Origin of the sequence: Flavonifractor sp. An4, from assembly GCF_002161755.1 — a bacterium.
In the GTDB taxonomy this organism is placed as follows: domain Bacteria; phylum Bacillota; class Clostridia; order Oscillospirales; family Oscillospiraceae; genus Flavonifractor; species Flavonifractor avicola.
In genome coordinates this window covers 43953-62107 of the sequence record NZ_NFIL01000006.1, presented here as the reverse complement: position 1 = coordinate 62107, position 18155 = coordinate 43953, and the positions used below count along the sequence as shown (strand labels likewise).

Here is an 18155-nt window from a genome sequence, read left to right as displayed (position 1 = left end):
ATGGAGCGTGACCAGGCTATTGCCAAGCTGGTGTCCTACGCCGTGGAGAAGGGTCTTGTCCGGCCCGAGGAGCAGATCTGGGCAGTAAACACCCTGCTGGACATCCTGCGGGTAGACAGCTGCGCCCTGCCGGAAGTGGGACAGGTAGGGGAGGAGGAGTTGCCCGTCATTCTGGGCGCCCTTACCGACGACGCCTGTGCCCGGGGAATGCTGCCCGAGGACACCGTAACTTACCGGGACCTGTTTGACACCCGGCTTATGGGTGCCCTTACGCCTCGTCCCGCCCAGGTCATTGACACCTTCAACGACCTGTTCCGTCAGGACCCCAAGGCGGCTACCGATTGGTACTATAAATTCAGCCAGGACACCAACTATATCCGCCGGGACCGCATTGCCAAGGACGTGCAGTGGAAGGCCCAGACCGAGTATGGCGAGCTGGACATCACCATCAATCTGTCCAAGCCGGAGAAGGACCCCAAGGCCATTGCGGCGGCCCGCAACCTGCCTGCTTCCGCCTATCCCCGGTGCCAGCTGTGTGCCGAGAATGAGGGCTATGCCGGACGGGTAAACCATCCCGCCCGCCAGAACCACCGCATTGTGCCCATTACCATTAACGGTTCTCCCTGGTTTTTGCAGTATTCTCCCTATGTGTATTACAATGAGCACTGTATCTGCCTGAACAGTGTCCATACCCCCATGAAGATCGACAAGGCCTGCTTCGGCAAGCTGCTGGACTTCGTGGGTCAGTTCCCCCACTACTTCGTGGGGTCCAACGCCGACCTGCCCATTGTAGGCGGCTCCATCCTGGCCCACGACCATTTCCAGGGCGGCCGCTATACCTTCGCCATGGAGAAAGCACCGGTGGAGACCCCCTTCACCTTCCCGGGCTATGAGGATGTGCAGGCCGGCATTGTCAAGTGGCCCATGTCGGTGGTGCGCCTTACCTGTGCCGATCCCCAGCGGCTCATTGACCTGGCCGACCGCATCCTGACCAGCTGGCGGGGCTATACCGATGAGAGCGCTTTCATCTACGCCGAGACCGACGGTGAGCCTCACAACACCATTACCCCCATCGCCCGGCGGCGGGGGAGCGACTACGAGCTGGACCTGGTGCTGCGCAACAACATCACCACCGAGGAGCATCCCCTGGGCGTCTATCACCCCCATGCCGAGCTCCACCACATCAAGAAGGAGAACATCGGCCTCATCGAGGTCATGGGCCTGGCGGTACTGCCTGCCCGGCTCAAGACTGAACTGGCGGCGGTGGCGGACAAGCTGGCACAGGGCGGCGACCTGCGCTCCGACCCGCTGACCGCATCCCACGCAAGCTGGGCGGAGGGCTTTGCCGCCCGGGTCACCCCGGACAACGCCCTGGACGTGGTCTACCACGAGACCGGCCTGGTGTTTGCCAAGGTGCTGGAGCACGCCGGCGTCTATGCCCGTACCCCGGAGGGGAAGGAGGCCTTCCTCCGTTTCCTGAGCCAGGTGTAAGGCAGTTTAACTTCATATCACTGAGATCCCCCGGCGCGACCAGCGCCGGGGGATCAGTGCGTCGAAGGATTTTTCTGGTACAAATTTTATTTCTTTATAAACTGTGCGGGAACAGCATCTGCGCTGTTCCCGCATTTTTCTCAGAGTGTTTGCAGAAATCCCAGCACCAAAAGGTGAAGCGGGTAAAAGATGTAGAAAAACCATTTTGAGAAGCTGCTTTTTGACCCGTGCTGTCCTTTATAGAAAGAAAGCAGGATGATGGGAATGAATGCCCCGATATTTTGGAGCGAGTATAAGTAATATTCTGTATCAATATAAAAAGTGTGGTCATAAAACAGGGAGAAGAAGGGACTTGTAAGCATGGTAAGTATCTCCATATTGAGCAGAACTACCATACAGTATGCAAATGCCTGGTGTTTAAAGTTCGTATAGAAGTAATCCAAAACAAGGATGATTATAATGCCTGTACAGCCCCAATCCGCCGGAACACAGAGAATGATCAGAGCCAAAATTAAAAGTGTTTTGAGGACCGGATTTTTTAGATGTGCATTCCTGCGGATGTGTATGGCCAATACACCTAAAAGAATGGTGTAGATCACATTTGGACGCATAACTGGAGCACCCGACAGGTCGCCGCCGTACTTAAAATACAAAAACGGGAGCCAGCTGATGATTGCAAATACAGCCAAGCGAAGGATATATCTGCGGATATTGCTTGTATGATGGTACCCCTCCACGGCGGAAAAGAACATAATGGGGCCTGTTATTCTTCCAATGGTATGCATAAGAATGGCCAGAGGCGTGCCCAGGGGTACAAATGCAAAGGCGATATGGTCGATGGTCATTGCCAAAATTGCAATGTATTTCAGTGTGTTTAAGGATATCCCGTGATCTGCTGCGTCCCTGGAGCGCGTAAGCTGGTTGGCAATCATTTTCCTTCTCCTTGAATGAACTTTAATTTTTGCAAATGATACCACATATTGAAACAAAAATTATTAAAAATTTCTGATAAAGCGGTAAAAATCAAACCGCAGCCCAGCGGAGCGGGTTCGATTTGGAAAGGAGGAGCAAGGGAGCGGGCAGATGACTTCTTTTTTTGCCACGGGCATAAAAAGACGTCGGAGCAAAGCGAACTTTGCTCCGACGTGGTGCCGGTGGTGGGACTCGAACCCACACGGTGTTGCCACCAACGGATTTTGAATCCGTCACGTCTACCATTCCATCACACCGGCGTCCTATATGCGGTCTGGATGGTATTATACACGAATTGCGGACAGATGGCAAGCCCTGTAATCGGAATAAATTCAGAAAACGCCATACCATTTCACCGGAAGATGTGTTATGATAACACTATCGAAAATTCCCACGGAGGGCAGAAAATCCATGAAAAAACTCAGACTGATTTTGGCGGCAGGGCTGTTAATGCTGCTGACAGGCTGCTTTTCCCAGTCGGTGGACGACCTTTACGCCCCGCCCAGAGCGCCGGACGACTATCTGAAGCTGGATAATAAGATCAACGAAGTCCTTAACGCCGGCGGCGAGTACGCCGCCCCCCTCACCGGAGAACTGACCCAGAAGGTACAGCTTCAGGATCTGGATGGCGACGGTGTTCAGGAGGCCATCGCTTTTTTCCGGGTCAGTTCGTCGGAGCGCCCCCTGAAGATCTACATTTATCGTCAGACCGGAGACGACTATGAGGTGGCGGCCATTATTGAAGGCGAGGGTTCGGCCATCAACTATGTCTCCTATGAGAATTTGGACGACAGTCCCAGCAAGGAGATCATCGTCAGCTGGCAGATGATGAGCGATCAGAACCACTCCCTGGCTGCCTATTCCATTCATAACGGCCAGGTACTGGAGCTGATGCGTACCAATTATACCAATTTCCAGATCTGCGATATGGACCAGGATGGCCAGGACGAGGTCGTGGTGATCCAGACCGGCGCCACTGAGGAGAGCAACCGGGTGGAGCTGTACAACTACAAGAACGGTATCCTGGGATTGGACTCCTCGGCACCTCTGTCCCACAATGTTACCAGCCTGCCGGAGGGCGGAGTTAAGACTGGATATTTGCAGGATAACATCCCGGCGGTTTTTGTCAGCTCTGCCTATGGCCGCAGCGGCAGCGAGACCGATTACGATTCCAGCACCGCCTACAGCCAGACCGGGCAGATCACCGATATTTTCGCCTGGAAAAACGGACGGATCCAGAACATCACCCTGGATCCTGAGACAGGGGAGAGTGACAATACCATCCGTTGGTATACAGCGGTGACAGCAAAAGACATCAATAATGACGGCATTATGGAGCTGCCTGACCCCTATGCGCTGCCTGATCCCAGCAGCACCAGCATTGCGGTGAACTTCTGGGCCATCCGCTGGCGGCAGTACGATATCAACGGCAACTCCCATCCGGTCTTCTCCACCTACTACAACGATCAGGACGGCTGGTATTTTATCCTGCCGGATAGCTGGGACGGCAAGATCACATTGTCCCGCAGCGACGTGGCCGGCGGGGGAGAGCGGGCGGTCATCTTCTCCTACTGGGAGGGAGACGCCAGTGTGGACCCGGCCCCATTCCTGGTGATCTACACCCTGCGGGGTGACAACCGCTATATGCGGGCCAATATGTCGGGCCGCTTCCGGCTGCTGGAGGGGGATGACGACAGCGACACCATCTATGCCGCCCGCTTCATCCAGAACAGCTGGGATTGCGGACTGGACGAGAGCGGTGTGAAGGCACACTTTGCACTGATTACCAACGACTGGTCCTGACACGGACAGGAATATAAGGAGGGAATGGGATGAAAAAGGTACTCGTACTGGAAGACGAGGCCAACATCCGCAGCTTTGTGGTCATCAACCTGAAGCGGGCCGGTTATGAGGCCATCGAGGCCGAGACCGGCGAGGAGGCCCTGGCCCAGCTCAAGCGCAATCCGGATATCAAGGTGGCGTTGCTGGACATTATGCTGCCTGATATGGATGGCTTTGAGGTATGCCGCCGTATCCGGGCGGGGGACAATAACATCGGCATCATTATGCTCACCGCCCGCACTCAGGAGATGGATAAGGTCACCGGGCTGATGACCGGCGCCGACGACTATGTGACCAAGCCCTTTTCCCCGGCGGAGCTCACCGCCCGCATTGATGCCCTGTACCGCCGTACCGGCGGGGCGGAGGCGGTGGACACCGGCGAGATCAGTCAGCCGCCCTTCCTGCTGAATACCCGCAACCGCACTCTGGAGAAGAACGGACAGCGGGTCAAGTTGACCCAGGTGGAGTATTCCATTATGAAGCTGTTTATGGATAATCCGGGGAAGGCTCTGTCCCGGGAGGAGATTCTGGACTCCGTGTGGGGCCGGGACTATTTCGGCGAGCTGAAAATCGTGGACGTGAATATCCGCCGCCTGCGCATCAAAATCGAAGACGACCCGACGAATCCTACCTTTATAACAACGGTATGGGGCTACGGCTACAAGTGGGGCTTCTGACGGCGGCCGCCCAACCCTGTGACGCGCTATTTTTTATCAAACCCAGGTGGTGAAACATCGACCTATGAAGAAAATCAAAGGCATCCGCGGCATTCGGAAGCGGTGGATGGTCAACTCCATCAGCGTGGTGCTCTTCATCGTGCTGCTGGCGGTGACCGCCTTTTCCGCAGCCATGGGCAGCTACTACTATTCGACCCTCAGCGAATCTCTGTCCCAAAAGGCGGAAAGCGCGGTGCGCAGCTTCAACTACTACCGGGCCAGCGGCGACTCCTACTATGAGTATGCCCGGACGCTGGTGGGCAGCGACCAGTCCAGCGACCAGCTGGAGGTGGAGTTCCTGGACGCCAGCGGCCAGATCCGCTACTCCAGTTCGGACCTGACTGCTTTCCGTTCTCCGGGTACCCCTGATATCTCCAAGGCGCTGAGCCAGGGCAAGACCGAGGTGTGGACCGGCTCCGACCCCAGTACTGGGGAGCATATTATGGCTGCCACCAGCCCCCTCATCATCGACGGGGAAGTGGTGGGTGCCATGCGCTACGTTACCTCTCTGCGGAACGTGGACTGGCAGATCGTTATTGTGGTAGCCATCTCCCTGGGCATCGGTATGGTGATCCTGGCTATTGTTTACTTTTCCAACCTGTACTTTGTCCGCTCCATTGTGGAGCCGGTGGCGGGAATCACGGAGACCGCCAAGCGCATCGCCGCCGGGTCCTACGGCGTACAGATCGAAAAGCGCTTTGACGACGAGATCGGTGATTTGACCGACGCCATCAATGATATGTCTCTGAAGATCAACCAGAGCGAGAAGATGAAGAATGAATTTATCTCTTCAGTGTCCCACGAGCTGCGTACCCCTCTGACGGCCATCAACGGCTGGGCGGAGACCATCATGAACGGCGAGGTGCGGGACGGTGCCGATGTGAAGAAGGGCATGGGCATCATCGTCTCTGAGGCCCGGCGGCTGACCAACATGGTGGAGGAGCTGCTGGAGTTCTCCCGCATCCAGGACGGTCGTTTCACCCTGTCGGTGGAGCCCATGGACATCAAGGCGGAGCTGGAGGACGCGGTATACACCTACCGGGAGTTCTTCCGCCGGGAGGGCATCGAGCTCAACCATTTCGACTGCGACGAGGAGTTTCCGCCCATTGAAGGCGATCCGGAGCGGCTGCGGCAGGTGTTCTGCAACCTGCTGGACAACGCCGCCAAACATGGCGGCTCGGGTAAACGCATTGATACCGCCATCCGCAGGGAGGAGGATATGGTGGTCATCACCATCCGGGACTATGGTCCTGGCATTCCCGAGGAGGAGCTGCCCCACGTCAAGTACAAGTTCTACAAGGGTTCCTCCAAAGCCAGAGGTTCCGGCATCGGCCTGGCGGTGTGCGATGAGATTGTCAGCCGCCATGAGGGTGTACTGGAGATCGGCAACGCCGAGGGGGGCGGCTGTATCGTCACCGTCCGTCTGCCCATCCAGCCCCAGTGAGGAAATGTCAGGCAAATCGAACATCTGTTTTAAAAAAGAGACCCGCACCCCTTGCAATCGGGGTGCGGGTCTGATACAATATGTTAGATATGAATCCAAATAGCAAGGAGAACATGGAACGAATGTCAAAACAGACGAAACGTGCCTGCGACACGCCGTATAAGACCATGATCGGCGGTCAGGCCCTGATCGAAGGCATCATGATGCTGGGGCCGGAGAAAAAGGCCGTGGTGGTCCGCAAGCCGGACGGGGAACTGGCCGAGCAGGTAGAGGAGCGGGTGCTCATCAAGGACAAGCATCCGGTGCTGGGTGTGCCCTTCATCCGGGGCGTCTTTAATTTCTGTTCCTCCATGGCCAACGGCGTCAAGGCGCTGATGTACTCGGCGTCCTTCGTGCCTGAGGACGAGGAGGAGCCGGAGGAACCCTCTAAATTTGAGCAGTGGCTGGACAAGCACCTGGGCAGCGAAAAGGCGGCCTCCGCCCTGGTGACCCTGGCGGTGGTACTGGGTATCTGCTTCTCGGTGGGACTCTTTATTCTGCTGCCTACCGCCCTGGTGGGCCTGTTGGGCCACTTTACCCCCCTGGCCATGTGGCTGCGCAACGTGCTGGAGGGTGTGGTTCGTATTGTGATCTTTGTGGGCTATCTGATCCTGTGCTCCCACATGAAGGATATCCATCGGGTATTCCAATATCACGGGGCGGAGCATAAGACCATCTTCTGCTATGAACACGGTCTGCCCCTGACGGTGGAGAACGTCCGCAAGCAGCCCCGGCACCATCCCCGCTGCGGTACCAGCTTCCTCTTTGTGGTCATCGTGGTAAGCATTCTGCTGTCCAGCGTGGTGTTTTCCTTTGTGGAGGTGACCAATACCTTCCTGCGGATGGGCCTGCATCTGCTGATGCTGCCGGTGATCGTCAGCCTGACCTACGAGTTCAACCGCCTGGTAGGCCGGCATGACAACTGGTTTACCCGGATGATGTCTGCCCCCGGTATGTGGCTCCAGAACTGGACTACCTTTGAGCCGGACGATTCCATGATCGAGGTGGGAATCCGGGCCTTTACCCTGGTGTTGCCTCAGGAGCAGGGCAAAGATCGGTGGTAACACCCAATAAAGGTGTTTTGAGAAAGAGAACAAGAGAGACGAGGAGTGGTTACAGCATGGCAACCACCTACAACAACCTCTATCTGGACGTACGCCGCCGCCTGCGGGAAGCAGGGGTGGAGGGTGCCCAGCTGGAGGCCCGGGAGTTGGTGTGCGCTGCCGCCGGAAAGAACCGGGAGCAGTATTACCGGGATATGGCCCTTTATGCTTCTGACGCGGTGGAGGAGAAGCTGAAGGAGCTGGTGGAGCGGCGGCTGTCCGGAGAACCGGTGGCCTACATCATTGGAGAGTGGGAATTTTACGGCCTGTCTCTCACCGTCAACCGGGATGTACTCATCCCCCGCATGGATACTGAACTGCTGGCTGAGCGGGCCATTCTGCTGGCCCGGGCGGCAGGGGAGGGGGCACGGGTGCTGGATCTGTGCGCCGGCAGCGGCTGCGTGGGTCTGGCGGTGGCCTCCAACGTGCCCGACTGCCGGGTGGTGCTGGCTGACCTGAGCGAGGCGGCCCTGAAAACCTGCAAGCAGAATATCCGCCGGTGTGACCTGAATGCCCGGGTGACCTGCTTCCAGGCCGACGCCCTTCAGCCTCCGGACGGAGCGCTGTGGGACTTTGACGTCATTGCCTGCAACCCGCCATATATTCCCACCGGAGATATTGCCGGACTGGACCGCTCTGTCCGGGATTTTGAGCCTCGTACCGCTCTGGACGGCGGCGCCGACGGCCTGGATTTCTACCGGGCGGTGACTGCCCAGTGGGGCCCCGCTTTGCGGCTGGGCGGCTCCCTCCTTTTTGAGGTGGGGATTGGACAGGCTCCGGATGTGGAGCAGCTGCTGATTGAGCAGGGCTTCTCCAACGTGCAGTCCAGTCAGGACACCCAGGGCATCTGGCGTGTGGTGGAAGGTGTTTTGAATCGGTAAGGGCGGGCTTCTGGCCCGCCGTGAAAGGATGAAAAGGATACATGGCAGACAAGAAGAAATCTGTGGTGGAGAGCGCCGCTCCCGCCTCTGACAAGAAAAAGGCGCTGGAGACCGCCATGGCCCAGATCGAGAAGGCCTACGGCAAGGGCTCCATCATGCGCCTGGGCGACAACGCCGACATTGTGGTGGAGGCCATCCCCACCGGCTCTCTGTCTCTGGACCTGGCCCTGGGCATCGGCGGCGTCCCCAAGGGACGTATCATCGAGATCTATGGCCCCGAGTCCTCCGGTAAAACCACCCTGGCCCTCCACATTGTGGCCGAGGCCCAGAAGCGGGGCGGCGAGGTGGCCTTTATCGACGCCGAGCACGCCCTGGATCCCTACTATGCCCGGGCTCTGGGCGTGGACATCGACTCCATGCTCATCTCCCAGCCCGACACCGGTGAGCAGGGCCTGGAAATCTGTGAAGCCCTGGTCCGCTCCGGCGCCATCGACGTGGTGGTGGTGGACTCGGTGGCTGCCCTGACCCCCCGTGCCGAGATCGAAGGCGACATGGGCGACTCCCATGTGGGTCTGCTGGCCCGCCTCATGAGCCAGGCTCTGCGGAAGCTGGCCGGCTCCATTGCCAAGACCAACTGTGTGGTCATCTTTATCAACCAGCTTCGTGAGAAGGTGGGCGTTATGTACGGCAACCCGGAGGTCACCACCGGCGGCCGGGCTCTGAAGTTCTATGCCTCCGTCCGTATGGATGTGCGCCGGGTGGAGTCTTTGAAGAATGGCTCTGAGATCATTGGTAACCGTACCCGGGTCAAGGTGGTCAAGAACAAGGTTTCTCCTCCCTTCAAGGAGGCGGAGTTTGACATCATGTACGGCGAGGGCATCTCCAAGGTGGGCGAGATCCTGGATCTGGCCACCAAGCTGGACCTGGTTCAGAAGTCGGGTTCCTGGTTTGCCATGGGTGAGACCCGTCTGGGTCAGGGCCGGGATGCTGCCAAGCAGTACCTGAAGGACAACCCGGAGGTATGCGATCGGCTGGAGGCCGACATTCGGAAGAACTCCTACAAGCTGATGAGCAGCCAGGCCCGGGCCGCTGCCCGTGCTGCCGGCCGGGCGGTGGATGTATCCGCCGAGGACTTCGAGGATGCGGATCAGTAAGCTGGCCCCCTCGGAGCGCATTCAAGGCCGCTGGCTGTGCCACCTGGAGGATGGGACCATCCTCCGCATCACAGAAAATGAGATCGTCGCCTTTGGGCTGTGCTCAGGCCTGGAGCTGAGCCCGGAGCAGTTAGAGCAGGTGGAACGGGCTGCCAAAGCCGCCGCTGTGCGGGACAAGGCTCTGGACTTGCTGGCTGCCCGACCCCTGTCCCGGAAGGAACTGGTGGACAAGCTGACTGCCCGGCCCCGGAACCGTGAGAAGGAGCCGCTGGCTGACCGGGAGACCGCTGAAGCGGCGGCCGACCGGCTGGAGGAGCTGGGCTACCTGAACGATGAGGCCTATGCCCGTACGGTGGCCGACCACTATGCTGCCAAGGGCTGGGGCCCGGCCCGCATCCGGGACGAACTCTATCGCCGAGGTGTGCCCCGGGACTATTGGGACGAAGCCCTGGAGGATCTGGAGGCCCCTGACAACGCTATCGACGCTTTTTTGCAGAAAAAACTCCGTGGGGCGGATCTCACCGACCCCAAAAGTTATCAACGGGCGGCCAACGCCCTGGCCCGCCGGGGGTTCCGGTGGGAGGATATCAAAGAGGGCCTGCGCCGGTACGGCGGGGCACTGGAGGAGGAATTCTGATGGATACCCGCGAAGCCCTGATGACCCGCCGCAGCATCCGCCGCTATAAGGCCGACCCCATTCCGGAGGCCGATTTGAAGGACATCCTGGAGACCGGTCTGGCTGCCCCGTCCGCTATCAACCTGCAGCATTGGTACTTTGTAGCCGTTCAGAGCCCCGAAGCTCTGGAGGAGGTCAAGACCATTATGGGCGGGGTAGTGGAGAAGTTCACCCCGGTGCTGGAGCAGCGCTTTGCCCGTAATCCGGAGCAGGTGGGTATCACCAACAAGTTCCTGTCCACCCTGGGAGGTGCGCCGGTGTGCGTACTGGTGTTCTTCCTGAAACCTGACTATCCAGACCGGGACGGCGCCATGCAGAGCGTGTCAGCCGCCATTGAAAATATACTGCTGGCTGCCTGGGACAAAGGGATTGGCTCCTGCTGGCTGTCCGCGCCCCAGCGGATGGGCTTCGGCCCCGCCTTTCAGGAGCGGTTTGCTCCTGACAAGGGAGAATTCGTGGCGGCCATTACCCTGGGCTATCCTGATCAGCAGCCCCAAATGCCTCCCCGCCGGGAGGGCAGATATACCATCGTATAAGGAGGCAGTCTCTTGAAGATTGCATTTGTATCCCTTGGCTGTGCCAAGAATTTGGTGAATACCGAGCAGATGATGGCCCTGGTGAAGGCTGCCGGCCATACCGTTACCGGCGACCCCGAGGGGGCCGATGTGGCGGTGCTCAATACCTGCGGCTTTATCGATTCCGCCAAGAGCGAGGCCATCCAGAATATTTTGGAGCTGGCTGCCCTGAAGGACCAGGGTAAGCTGGGCAAGCTGCTGGTGGCGGGCTGTCTGACCCAGCGCTACCGGGACGAGATCCAGGAGGAACTGCCTGAGATCGACGGCATTCTGGGTACCGGCAGCTATACCGACATCGTGCCCGCTATCGAGTCTGTCATGGAAGGGGATACCCCCACCTACTTCGGGGATATCGACCATACCATCGAGGACGGGGCGCGTATCGTCTCCACGCCCCCCTATACCGCATTCCTGAAGATTGCCGAGGGGTGCGACAACCGGTGTGCCTACTGCGTGATTCCCTCCCTCCGGGGCCGGTACCGCAGCCGCACCATGGAGTCACTGCTGGCTGAGGCCAAGAAGCTGGCCGACGACGGGGTGAAGGAGCTCATCGTCATCGCTCAGGACATCACCCGGTACGGCACCGATCTGTACCATAAGCGGATGCTGCCGGAACTGCTGACCGAGCTGTGCAAGCTGCCCTTCCACTGGGTGCGGCTCCACTACCTGTACCCCGATGAGCTGGATGACGCCCTCATCGACGTCATTGCCCGGGAGCATAAGATCCTCAAGTATATTGATATCCCCCTTCAGCATATCAATGACCGTATCCTCAAGGCCATGAACCGGCGCTCCACCAAGGCGGAGATCATCGCCCTGCTGAAGAAGCTGCGGGAGCGGCTGCCCGGTCTGGTGCTGCGTACCTCCCTCATCTGCGGCCTGCCCGGCGAGACTGAGGAGGAGTTTGAGGAGCTGTGTGACTTCCTGCGGGAGAGCGGTATTGAGCGGGCGGGTATCTTCCAGTTCTCTCCTGAGGAGGGAACCCCCGCCGCCGTCATGCCTGATCAGGTGGACCCGGATACCGCCAAGCGGCGTGTGGAGCTGCTGGTGGAGCTCCAGAGCCGGGTGATGGACGCCTGGAACGAGAGTCGCCTGGGGGAGACCCTGGAGGTGCTGTGCGAGGGCTTTGACCCAGATATGGGCTGCTACGCTGGCCGCTCCTATGCCGATTCCCCCGACGTGGACGGCAAGGTGTTCTTTACCGCCGCCGGTCTGGTGCCTGCGGGGACCTTTGTCAACGTGCGTATTACCGGTACCAGCGATGGTGACCTGACCGGGGAAATAGAGGAGTGACGTGTTTTGAATACCGCCAATAAGCTGACTTTGCTTCGGGTACTGCTCATCCCCGTCTTTCTGGTGGTGCTCTACCTCCAGTTCCCCTTCCATATGTACTATGCCCTGGCTGTGTTCATCCTGGCCAGCGTCACTGATTTTGTGGACGGCTATATTGCCCGTCACTACAACATGATTACCGATTTCGGCAAGTTCATGGACCCTCTGGCGGACAAGATGCTGGTCATGGCCGCCCTGCTGTGGTTCGTGGAGATGAACCGTTTCCCCGCTTGGGCGCTGCTCATTGTGGTGGTGCGGGAGTTTGCCGTTACCGGCCTGCGGCTCATTGCCGTGGAGCGGGGAAGGGTCATTGCCGCTGCCTGGTCGGGCAAGATCAAGACCGCCTCCACCATGGTGTGCATCTGCATTATGCTGGTGTTCCACAACCTGACCCTGGATGTGGTATGCGTGGCCATTATTTTGGCTACCACCATCTATTCCGGTATCGAGTATTTTGTAAAAAATAAGGACGTTATCGACTGGAGTAAAGTATAATGCTGGACTTTACCAGAACTTTGGAGGAGGACCGGCCCCTCATCCATCCCACCTGTGTGGTGAAAAACTGCACTTTTGGCCGCTATGTGGAGTTGGGGGACCACTGTATCGTGGAGGAGACCCATGTGGGGGACTACACCTACCTCTTCGGGTCCAACGATGTGATCTACTCCCACATCGGTAAGTTCAACTCCATTGCCACAGGGGTACGCATCAACCCGGTACAGCACCCGGCCAAGACTCGGGCGGCAGCCCACCATTTCACCTACCGCTGCGCCCACTACGGCTTCGGGCCGGATGATCAGGCTCTGCTCCAATGGCGGCGGGACAACCACCATGTGACCACGGGCAACGACGTGTGGATCGGCCACAACGCCGTCATCATGGCGGGGGTCACCCTGGGCCATGGCGCGGTGGTGGGGGCAGGGGCTGTGGTCACCCACGATGTGGCCCCCTATGAGATCGTGGGGGGCGTGCCCGCCCGACACATCGGCTGGCGGTACGATGAGGATACCATCGCCGCCCTCCTGCGCATCCAGTGGTGGGACTGGAGCCATGAAGAGCTGCGGGAGCGGCTGCGGGACTTTGACGACGTGGCATCCTTCTGCGCCAAGTATGACCCGGGTGTTCGTTGACTTGACACCAAATAGAAAACGTGGTAGTATACTATGGTAACCAAATAGCGCGAGGAACGGAAATAGTATCCAGCGAGTACCCGCCAGAGAGGGAACGTCACCGGCTGAGAGCGGTCCCAGGGAGTAACTGGAGAATGTGCGTCCGGGAGCGCGGGGGATGTGGATGCCCCCCGGCTGGCCCCGTCATCGGCCTTCGAGTGAGAAATGAGAGTGGAACCGCGATTTTATCGCCTCTTATGCGTATGCGTAAGAGGCGTTTTTCTTTGGAGGTGTTTTCTCTGACCCGACTTGGCGAGACCCTGCGGGCCTATCAGGCCCGCGACCCGGCGGCACGGAGCCGTCTGGAAATCTTTTTGCTCTATCCTGGCGTACACGCCATCATCTACCACCGGCTGGCCCATTTCCTCTACCGGCACCACCTGAAGTTCCTGGCCCGGTTTGTCAGCCAGTGGAGCCGGTTCTGGACCGGCATTGAGATCCACCCCGGGGCCAAAATCGGCCGCCGGTTTGTCATTGACCACGGCATGGGCATCGTTATCGGCGAGACCGCCGAGATCGGCGACGACTGCCTCATCTACCACGGCGTCACCTTGGGCGGTACCGGCAAGGACCAGGGCAAGCGCCACCCCACCCTGGGCAACAACGTGCTGGTGTCCACCGGCGCTAAGGTGCTGGGCCCCTTTAAGGTGGGAGACAACTCCCGCATTGCCGCCAACGCGGTGGTGCTCAGCGAGATCCCGCCCAACGCCACCGCCGTGGGTGTGCCCGCCCGGGTGGTGCGTATTGCCGGGGAGAAGGTGGACTACGCCTCCTCCGTGGACCAGATCCACGTTACCGACCCGGTACAGAAAGAATTGCAGGCCATCAGTTCCCGGCTGGAGTGGCTGGAAAAGCTGATGGATGAACAGGCCAGAAGCCAAAATCAATAAGGAGCGAATTGCCATGAAACTGTATAACTCCGCAAGCCACAAAAAGGAAGAGTTTGTCCCCCACGAGCCGGGCAAGGTGACCATGTACACCTGCGGCCCCACGGTGTACCACTTCGCCCACATCGGCAACCTGCGCAGCTACCTGATGGAGGACGTGCTGGAGAAATTCCTCCGCTACGACGGCTATGACGTGAAGCGGATTATGAACATTACCGACGTGGGCCATTTGGCCTCCGATGCCGACACCGGCGAGGACAAGATGGTGAAGGGCGCCAAGCGGGAGCACAAGAGCGTCATGGAGATTGCCAAGTTCTACACCGACGCCTTCTTTGCCGACTGCAAGAAGCTGAACATCAAGTACCCCGACGTGGTGCAGCCCGCCACCGGCATGATCGACGACTATATCAAGGTTATCACCAAGCTGCTGGACACCGGCTACGCCTATGTGGCGGGGGGCAACGTGTATTTCGACACCTCCAAGCTGGAGAAATACTATGTGTTCAACGACCACGACGAGGAGGACCTGGCGGTGGGCGTCCGTGAGGGCGTGGAGGAGGATACCAACAAGCGCAACAAGAACGACTTTGTGCTGTGGTTCACCAAGTCCAAGTTTGAGGATCAGGCCCTGAAGTGGGACTCCCCCTGGGGCGTGGGCTATCCCGGCTGGCACATCGAGTGCTCCTGCATCTCCATGAAGTACGCCGGTGAGTATCTGGATATCCACTGCGGCGGCATCGACAACGCCTTCCCCCACCACACCAATGAGATCGCCCAGTCTGAGGCCTATCTGGGCCATCCCTGGTGCAAATACTGGATGCACGTCCACCATCTGAATACCAACGACGGCAAGATGAGCAAGTCCAAAGGCGAGTTCCTCACCGTCTCCCTGCTGGAGGAGAAGGGGTACGATCCTCTGGTCTACCGTTTCTTCTGCCTGCAGTCCCACTACCGCAAGGGCCTGGTGTTCTCCTGGGAGAACCTGGACAACGCCAAAGTGGCCTACGACAAGCTGGTGGCCCGGGTGGCCGCCCTGTCCGACGACCCCGCCCCGGTGGACGAGAAGGCCGCCGCCCGGTACAAAGCCGCTTTTATCGAGGCGGTGGGCAACGACCTGAATACCTCTCTGGGTGTCACCGCCCTGTATGACGTGCTCAAGGCCGACGTGAACGACGCCACCAAGCGGGCCCTCATCGGCAGCTTTGACACCGTGCTGGGCCTGAGCCTGCTGGAGAAGGCCGCTGCCCTCCGGGAGAAGGCCGCCGCCCCGGTGGAGGGGGCCGAGGAGATCGAGGCCCTCATCGCCAAGCGCCTGGAGGCCAAGAAAGCCAAGGACTGGGCCACCGCCGACGCCATCCGGGATCAGCTCAAGGAGATGGGTGTGGAGATCAAGGACAGCAAGGAAGGGACCACCTGGACCCGGGTATAATATGAAAAATGCCCTCCGGTTTATCACCGGAGGGCATTTCTTATCCCCGCAGGTAGGCCAGAATATCGGCGGCGTTGGTGTCCGGCTTCACCTTGGGCATCACCTTTTCGATGACGCCGTCGGGGCTGATAACGAAGGTGGAGCGGACCACCCCCATGGACACCTTGCCGTAGTTCTTCTTCTCCTGCCATACACCGTAGGCCTGAATGGCGGTCAGCTCCGGGTCGGACAGCAGGATGAAGGGCAGCTCGTGCTTCTGGGCGAATTTCTGGTGAGAGGCCACCGAGTCCTTGCTGATGCCGATGACTACCGTATCCAGAGTCTGGAACTCATCGTAGGCGGCAGCGTAGCCACAGGCCTGCCGGGTGCAGCCGGGGGTGTTGTCCCGGGGGTAGAAATAGACCACCACCCGCTTGCCTCTAAACTGAGACAGGGTGACAGGGTTGCCCTCCTTGTCGGGGAGGGTGAAGTCGGGGGCGACGGTACCCACTTCCAGCATATCAGGGTTCCTCCTTCAGGAAAACGTAGTGTTGGGGATCGGAATGGGCGGGGGAGAAGGTGTAGCCCAGCCGGTCAAAATCTCGCAGCTCCTCCGCCTGTTGGACATGATGCTCCGCCATCCAGCGGACCATCTCTCCCCGGGCCATCTTGCACATGGTGCCCTTCTCCACCACCTTGCCGTTCTTCTTCTCCCCGAAGGTGCAGGTGAGGAAGGCGACGGCGGGGGGCAGGTGGGGGGAGACAGCTTTGCTGTACTCCTTGGAGGCCAGATTGACCACCAGATCGGTCTGGGCGGCCAGGGTCTCTGCCAGCTTGCTCCCCCAGAAGGCGTACAGGTCCTTGTGTCCGTCCACCTTCAGGGGGGCGGCCATCTCCAGCCGGTAGGGGGTCACCCCATCGAAGGGGCGCAGTAGCCCGTAGAAGCCGGAGAGGATGCGCAGGTGTTCCTTCACATAGTCCAGCTGCTCCCGATCAAAGACGCCGGGGGCCATATACTGGTACTGGATGCCCTCGTAGGACAGCAGGGCGGGGGTGAGGCGGCCCTCCAGGTCCATATGGGCCAGCCGCTCCAGGTTGAGGGCGGCGATGGAGTCGTTGCACTTCCACAGCTTTTGCAGGGCGGGGCCGTCCATGGCCTTCAGCGCCGCCAGCAGCCGCCCGGTCTCGGGCAGAAAGGCGGGCAGGCCCTCGGGGGCAAAGCTGTCGGTGTCCACCCGCATTTTCTTGGCGGGGGAGATGATGATGCGCATGGATTCCTCCCGGCTCAGGCCATTTTCTCCTTGATGTGGGACAGACGGTCCAGGGCCTCCAGCAGGGTCTCATCCTTCTTGGCGAAGTGGAGGCGGACGATGTTGGGCACGTCCTCCATGAAGAAGGAGGTGCCGGGTACGGCGGCCACGCCCACCTTCTGAGTCAGCTCCTCGCAGAACTCCACATCGGTCTGGCCCTTTTTCAGGTAGGGACCGATGTCGGCCAGCACGAAGTAGGTGCCCTGGGGATCGGTGTAGGGGATGCCGATGTTGTCCAGCCCCTTGGTGAAGAGCTCCTTCATGTGGGCGTAGTGGGCCCCGAACTCCTCATAGTAGCTGTCGGGCATCTCCAGACCGGCGATGGCGGCCTCCATCAGGGGAGAGGGGGCACCCACGGCGTTGAAGTCGTGGTACTGCTTGATCTTGTCCATCAGGTGCTTGGGGGCGATGGCGTAGCCCAGCCGCCAGCCGGTGATGGAGTAGGTCTTGGACAGGGAGGAGCAGGACACAGTGCGTTCCCACATACCGGGGATGGAGTTCATATAGGTGTGCTTGTGGGGGGCGTAGACGATGTGCTCGTATACTTCATCCATAATGGCGTACACATCGTACTTGATGCACAGGTCCGCGATGAGCTTCAGCTCCTCCTCGGTAAACACCTTGCCGCTGGGGTTGGAGGGGTTGCAGATGAGGATGGCCTTGGGGTGCTGCTTGAAGGCGTCCTCCAGCACAGTGGCGTCGAAGCCGAAGGCGGGGGGCACCAGAGGCACATAGATAGGCTCACAGTCGGCAAAGAGGGCCTGGGCATGGTAGTTTTCAAAATAGGGGGAGAAGAGGATAATCTTATCCCCCGGGTTGGTGAGGGCAAAAATGGTATCCACCATGGCCTCGGTGGAGCCGATGGTCACCACCATCTCGGTCTCCGGGTCCAGGGTGCGGCCCATGAAGCGGCCGCACTTTTTGGCCAGAGCCTGGCGGAAGTTGGGGGCACCCATGGTGATGGGGTACTGGTGGGGGCCGGCATGGGCCACCTCAGCCAGCCGGTCCAGCAGCGCCTTGGGCGGGTCGAAGTCAGGGAAGCCCTGGGCCAGATTGATGGCGTTGTTGGCAATGGCGATGCGGGTCATCCGGCGAATGACGGAGTCGGTGAAATACTGGGTTTTCTTACTCAACGGCTGCATAACAGTTCAACCTC

Annotated in this window: 19 protein-coding genes and 1 tRNA gene; 14 read left to right on the top strand and 6 right to left on the bottom strand. The window is 59.3% G+C overall.

What is annotated here, in order from left to right; genetic code table 11:
• On the top strand, nucleotides 1-1491 hold the full coding sequence (gene galT / locus B5F94_RS04435; RefSeq protein WP_087328123.1) for a UDP-glucose--hexose-1-phosphate uridylyltransferase: 1491 nt from the start codon (nucleotides 1-3) through the stop codon (nucleotides 1489-1491).
• 140 nt (nucleotides 1492-1631) lie between these two features.
• Here the strand turns inward: galT and B5F94_RS04430 are convergent, their stop codons facing one another.
• The 3 genes from B5F94_RS04430 to B5F94_RS04425 all read right to left on the bottom strand — a co-directional run bounded on the left by B5F94_RS04430 (nucleotide 1632) and on the right by B5F94_RS04425 (nucleotide 2723).
• On the bottom strand, nucleotides 1632-2423 hold the full coding sequence (locus B5F94_RS04430; RefSeq protein WP_087328121.1) for a TraX family protein: 792 nt from the start codon (nucleotides 2421-2423) through the stop codon (nucleotides 1632-1634).
• Nucleotides 2420-2665, bottom strand: a complete 246-nt coding sequence (locus tag B5F94_RS16150; protein ID WP_143383243.1) for a hypothetical protein — start codon at nucleotides 2663-2665, stop codon at nucleotides 2420-2422. Before B5F94_RS16150 ends, B5F94_RS04430 begins: the two co-directional genes overlap by 4 nt.
• Nucleotides 2638-2723 (bottom strand) — tRNA-Leu (locus B5F94_RS04425). The genes B5F94_RS16150 and B5F94_RS04425 overlap by 28 nt, the downstream gene beginning before the upstream one ends.
• Nucleotides 2724-2874: 151 nt before the next feature.
• Here B5F94_RS04425 and B5F94_RS04420 point away from each other — a divergent pair.
• The 13 genes from B5F94_RS04420 to cysS all read left to right on the top strand — a co-directional run bounded on the left by B5F94_RS04420 (nucleotide 2875) and on the right by cysS (nucleotide 15710).
• The gene (locus B5F94_RS04420) at nucleotides 2875-4266 is read left to right on the top strand and encodes a hypothetical protein (protein WP_087328118.1); all 1392 of its coding nucleotides are present in this window, start codon (nucleotides 2875-2877) and stop codon (nucleotides 4264-4266) included.
• A 29-nt stretch (nucleotides 4267-4295) separates the two neighbouring features.
• Nucleotides 4296-4982 carry a response regulator transcription factor gene (locus B5F94_RS04415; protein WP_087187359.1) on the top strand — a complete coding sequence of 229 codons (687 nt, stop codon included), beginning with the start codon at nucleotides 4296-4298 and terminating at the stop codon, nucleotides 4980-4982.
• Between the two features lie 64 nt (nucleotides 4983-5046).
• Nucleotides 5047-6465: a sensor histidine kinase gene (locus tag B5F94_RS04410; RefSeq protein ID WP_242959421.1), complete on the top strand. Its 1419-nt coding sequence runs from the start codon at nucleotides 5047-5049 to the stop codon at nucleotides 6463-6465.
• Nucleotides 6466-6587: 122 nt separating this feature from the next.
• Nucleotides 6588-7568, top strand: a complete 981-nt coding sequence (locus B5F94_RS04405) for a DUF1385 domain-containing protein (RefSeq protein WP_087266268.1) — start codon at nucleotides 6588-6590, stop codon at nucleotides 7566-7568.
• A gap of 56 nt (nucleotides 7569-7624) precedes the next feature.
• Nucleotides 7625-8488 (top strand): peptide chain release factor N(5)-glutamine methyltransferase, encoded by an 864-nt coding sequence (gene prmC, locus B5F94_RS04400; protein ID WP_087187357.1) that lies wholly within the window; start codon nucleotides 7625-7627, stop codon nucleotides 8486-8488.
• 41 nt (nucleotides 8489-8529) lie between these two features.
• Complete coding sequence (gene recA / locus B5F94_RS04395; protein ID WP_087187356.1) at nucleotides 8530-9642, top strand: recombinase RecA; 1113 nt, start codon at nucleotides 8530-8532, stop codon at nucleotides 9640-9642.
• Nucleotides 9629-10279 (top strand): regulatory protein RecX, encoded by a 651-nt coding sequence (locus B5F94_RS04390; RefSeq protein ID WP_087328117.1) that lies wholly within the window; start codon nucleotides 9629-9631, stop codon nucleotides 10277-10279. The genes recA and B5F94_RS04390 overlap by 14 nt, the downstream gene beginning before the upstream one ends.
• On the top strand, nucleotides 10279-10854 hold the full coding sequence (locus B5F94_RS04385; protein ID WP_087328114.1) for a nitroreductase family protein: 576 nt from the start codon (nucleotides 10279-10281) through the stop codon (nucleotides 10852-10854). The genes B5F94_RS04390 and B5F94_RS04385 overlap by 1 nt, the downstream gene beginning before the upstream one ends.
• 12 nt (nucleotides 10855-10866) lie before the next feature.
• Nucleotides 10867-12186 (top strand): 30S ribosomal protein S12 methylthiotransferase RimO, encoded by a 1320-nt coding sequence (rimO, locus tag B5F94_RS04380; protein ID WP_087328112.1) that lies wholly within the window; start codon nucleotides 10867-10869, stop codon nucleotides 12184-12186.
• A 6-nt stretch (nucleotides 12187-12192) separates the two neighbouring features.
• Nucleotides 12193-12720 carry a CDP-diacylglycerol--glycerol-3-phosphate 3-phosphatidyltransferase gene (gene pgsA, locus B5F94_RS04375; RefSeq protein WP_087266262.1) on the top strand — a complete coding sequence of 176 codons (528 nt, stop codon included), beginning with the start codon at nucleotides 12193-12195 and terminating at the stop codon, nucleotides 12718-12720.
• The gene (locus tag B5F94_RS04370; RefSeq protein WP_087187351.1) at nucleotides 12720-13355 is read left to right on the top strand and encodes a DapH/DapD/GlmU-related protein; all 636 of its coding nucleotides are present in this window, start codon (nucleotides 12720-12722) and stop codon (nucleotides 13353-13355) included. Before pgsA ends, B5F94_RS04370 begins: the two co-directional genes overlap by 1 nt.
• A 242-nt stretch (nucleotides 13356-13597) precedes the next feature.
• On the top strand, nucleotides 13598-14284 hold the full coding sequence (gene epsC, locus B5F94_RS04365; protein ID WP_191433340.1) for a serine O-acetyltransferase EpsC: 687 nt from the start codon (nucleotides 13598-13600) through the stop codon (nucleotides 14282-14284).
• Between the two features lie 13 nt (nucleotides 14285-14297).
• Nucleotides 14298-15710: a cysteine--tRNA ligase gene (gene cysS / locus B5F94_RS04360; RefSeq protein ID WP_087328110.1), complete on the top strand. Its 1413-nt coding sequence runs from the start codon at nucleotides 14298-14300 to the stop codon at nucleotides 15708-15710.
• 40 nt (nucleotides 15711-15750) lie between these two features.
• Here the strand turns inward: cysS and bcp are convergent, their stop codons facing one another.
• Genes bcp through B5F94_RS04345 form a run of 3 tightly spaced genes read right to left on the bottom strand, consistent with a single transcriptional unit; the run spans nucleotide 15751 to nucleotide 18141 of the window.
• Complete coding sequence (bcp, locus tag B5F94_RS04355) at nucleotides 15751-16209, bottom strand: thioredoxin-dependent thiol peroxidase (RefSeq protein WP_087187151.1); 459 nt, start codon at nucleotides 16207-16209, stop codon at nucleotides 15751-15753.
• A 1-nt stretch (nucleotide 16210) separates the two neighbouring features.
• Nucleotides 16211-16960 (bottom strand): peroxide stress protein YaaA, encoded by a 750-nt coding sequence (gene yaaA / locus B5F94_RS04350; protein ID WP_087187150.1) that lies wholly within the window; start codon nucleotides 16958-16960, stop codon nucleotides 16211-16213.
• Between the two features lie 14 nt (nucleotides 16961-16974).
• Entirely contained in the window at nucleotides 16975-18141 is a 1167-nt protein-coding gene (locus B5F94_RS04345; protein ID WP_087328107.1) for a pyridoxal phosphate-dependent aminotransferase, read from the bottom strand.
• Nucleotides 18142-18155: the final 14 nt, after the last annotated feature.

Coding starts and splice junctions, on each gene's coding strand:
- galT (WP_087328123.1), top strand. CDS start 1: ATGGAGCGTGACCAGGCTATTGCCAAGCTGGTGTCCTACGCCGTGGAG.
- B5F94_RS04430 (WP_087328121.1), bottom strand. CDS start 2,423: ATGATTGCCAACCAGCTTACGCGCTCCAGGGACGCAGCAGATCACGGG.
- B5F94_RS04420 (WP_087328118.1), top strand. CDS start 2,875: ATGAAAAAACTCAGACTGATTTTGGCGGCAGGGCTGTTAATGCTGCTG.
- B5F94_RS04415 (WP_087187359.1), top strand. CDS start 4,296: ATGAAAAAGGTACTCGTACTGGAAGACGAGGCCAACATCCGCAGCTTT.
- B5F94_RS04410 (WP_242959421.1), top strand. CDS start 5,047: ATGAAGAAAATCAAAGGCATCCGCGGCATTCGGAAGCGGTGGATGGTC.
- B5F94_RS04405 (WP_087266268.1), top strand. CDS start 6,588: ATGTCAAAACAGACGAAACGTGCCTGCGACACGCCGTATAAGACCATG.
- prmC (WP_087187357.1), top strand. CDS start 7,625: ATGGCAACCACCTACAACAACCTCTATCTGGACGTACGCCGCCGCCTG.
- recA (WP_087187356.1), top strand. CDS start 8,530: ATGGCAGACAAGAAGAAATCTGTGGTGGAGAGCGCCGCTCCCGCCTCT.
- B5F94_RS04390 (WP_087328117.1), top strand. CDS start 9,629: ATGCGGATCAGTAAGCTGGCCCCCTCGGAGCGCATTCAAGGCCGCTGG.
- B5F94_RS04385 (WP_087328114.1), top strand. CDS start 10,279: ATGGATACCCGCGAAGCCCTGATGACCCGCCGCAGCATCCGCCGCTAT.
- B5F94_RS04370 (WP_087187351.1), top strand. CDS start 12,720: ATGCTGGACTTTACCAGAACTTTGGAGGAGGACCGGCCCCTCATCCAT.
- epsC (WP_191433340.1), top strand. CDS start 13,598: ATGCGTAAGAGGCGTTTTTCTTTGGAGGTGTTTTCTCTGACCCGACTT.
- cysS (WP_087328110.1), top strand. CDS start 14,298: ATGAAACTGTATAACTCCGCAAGCCACAAAAAGGAAGAGTTTGTCCCC.
- bcp (WP_087187151.1), bottom strand. CDS start 16,209: ATGCTGGAAGTGGGTACCGTCGCCCCCGACTTCACCCTCCCCGACAAG.
- yaaA (WP_087187150.1), bottom strand. CDS start 16,960: ATGCGCATCATCATCTCCCCCGCCAAGAAAATGCGGGTGGACACCGAC.
- B5F94_RS04345 (WP_087328107.1), bottom strand. CDS start 18,141: ATGCAGCCGTTGAGTAAGAAAACCCAGTATTTCACCGACTCCGTCATT.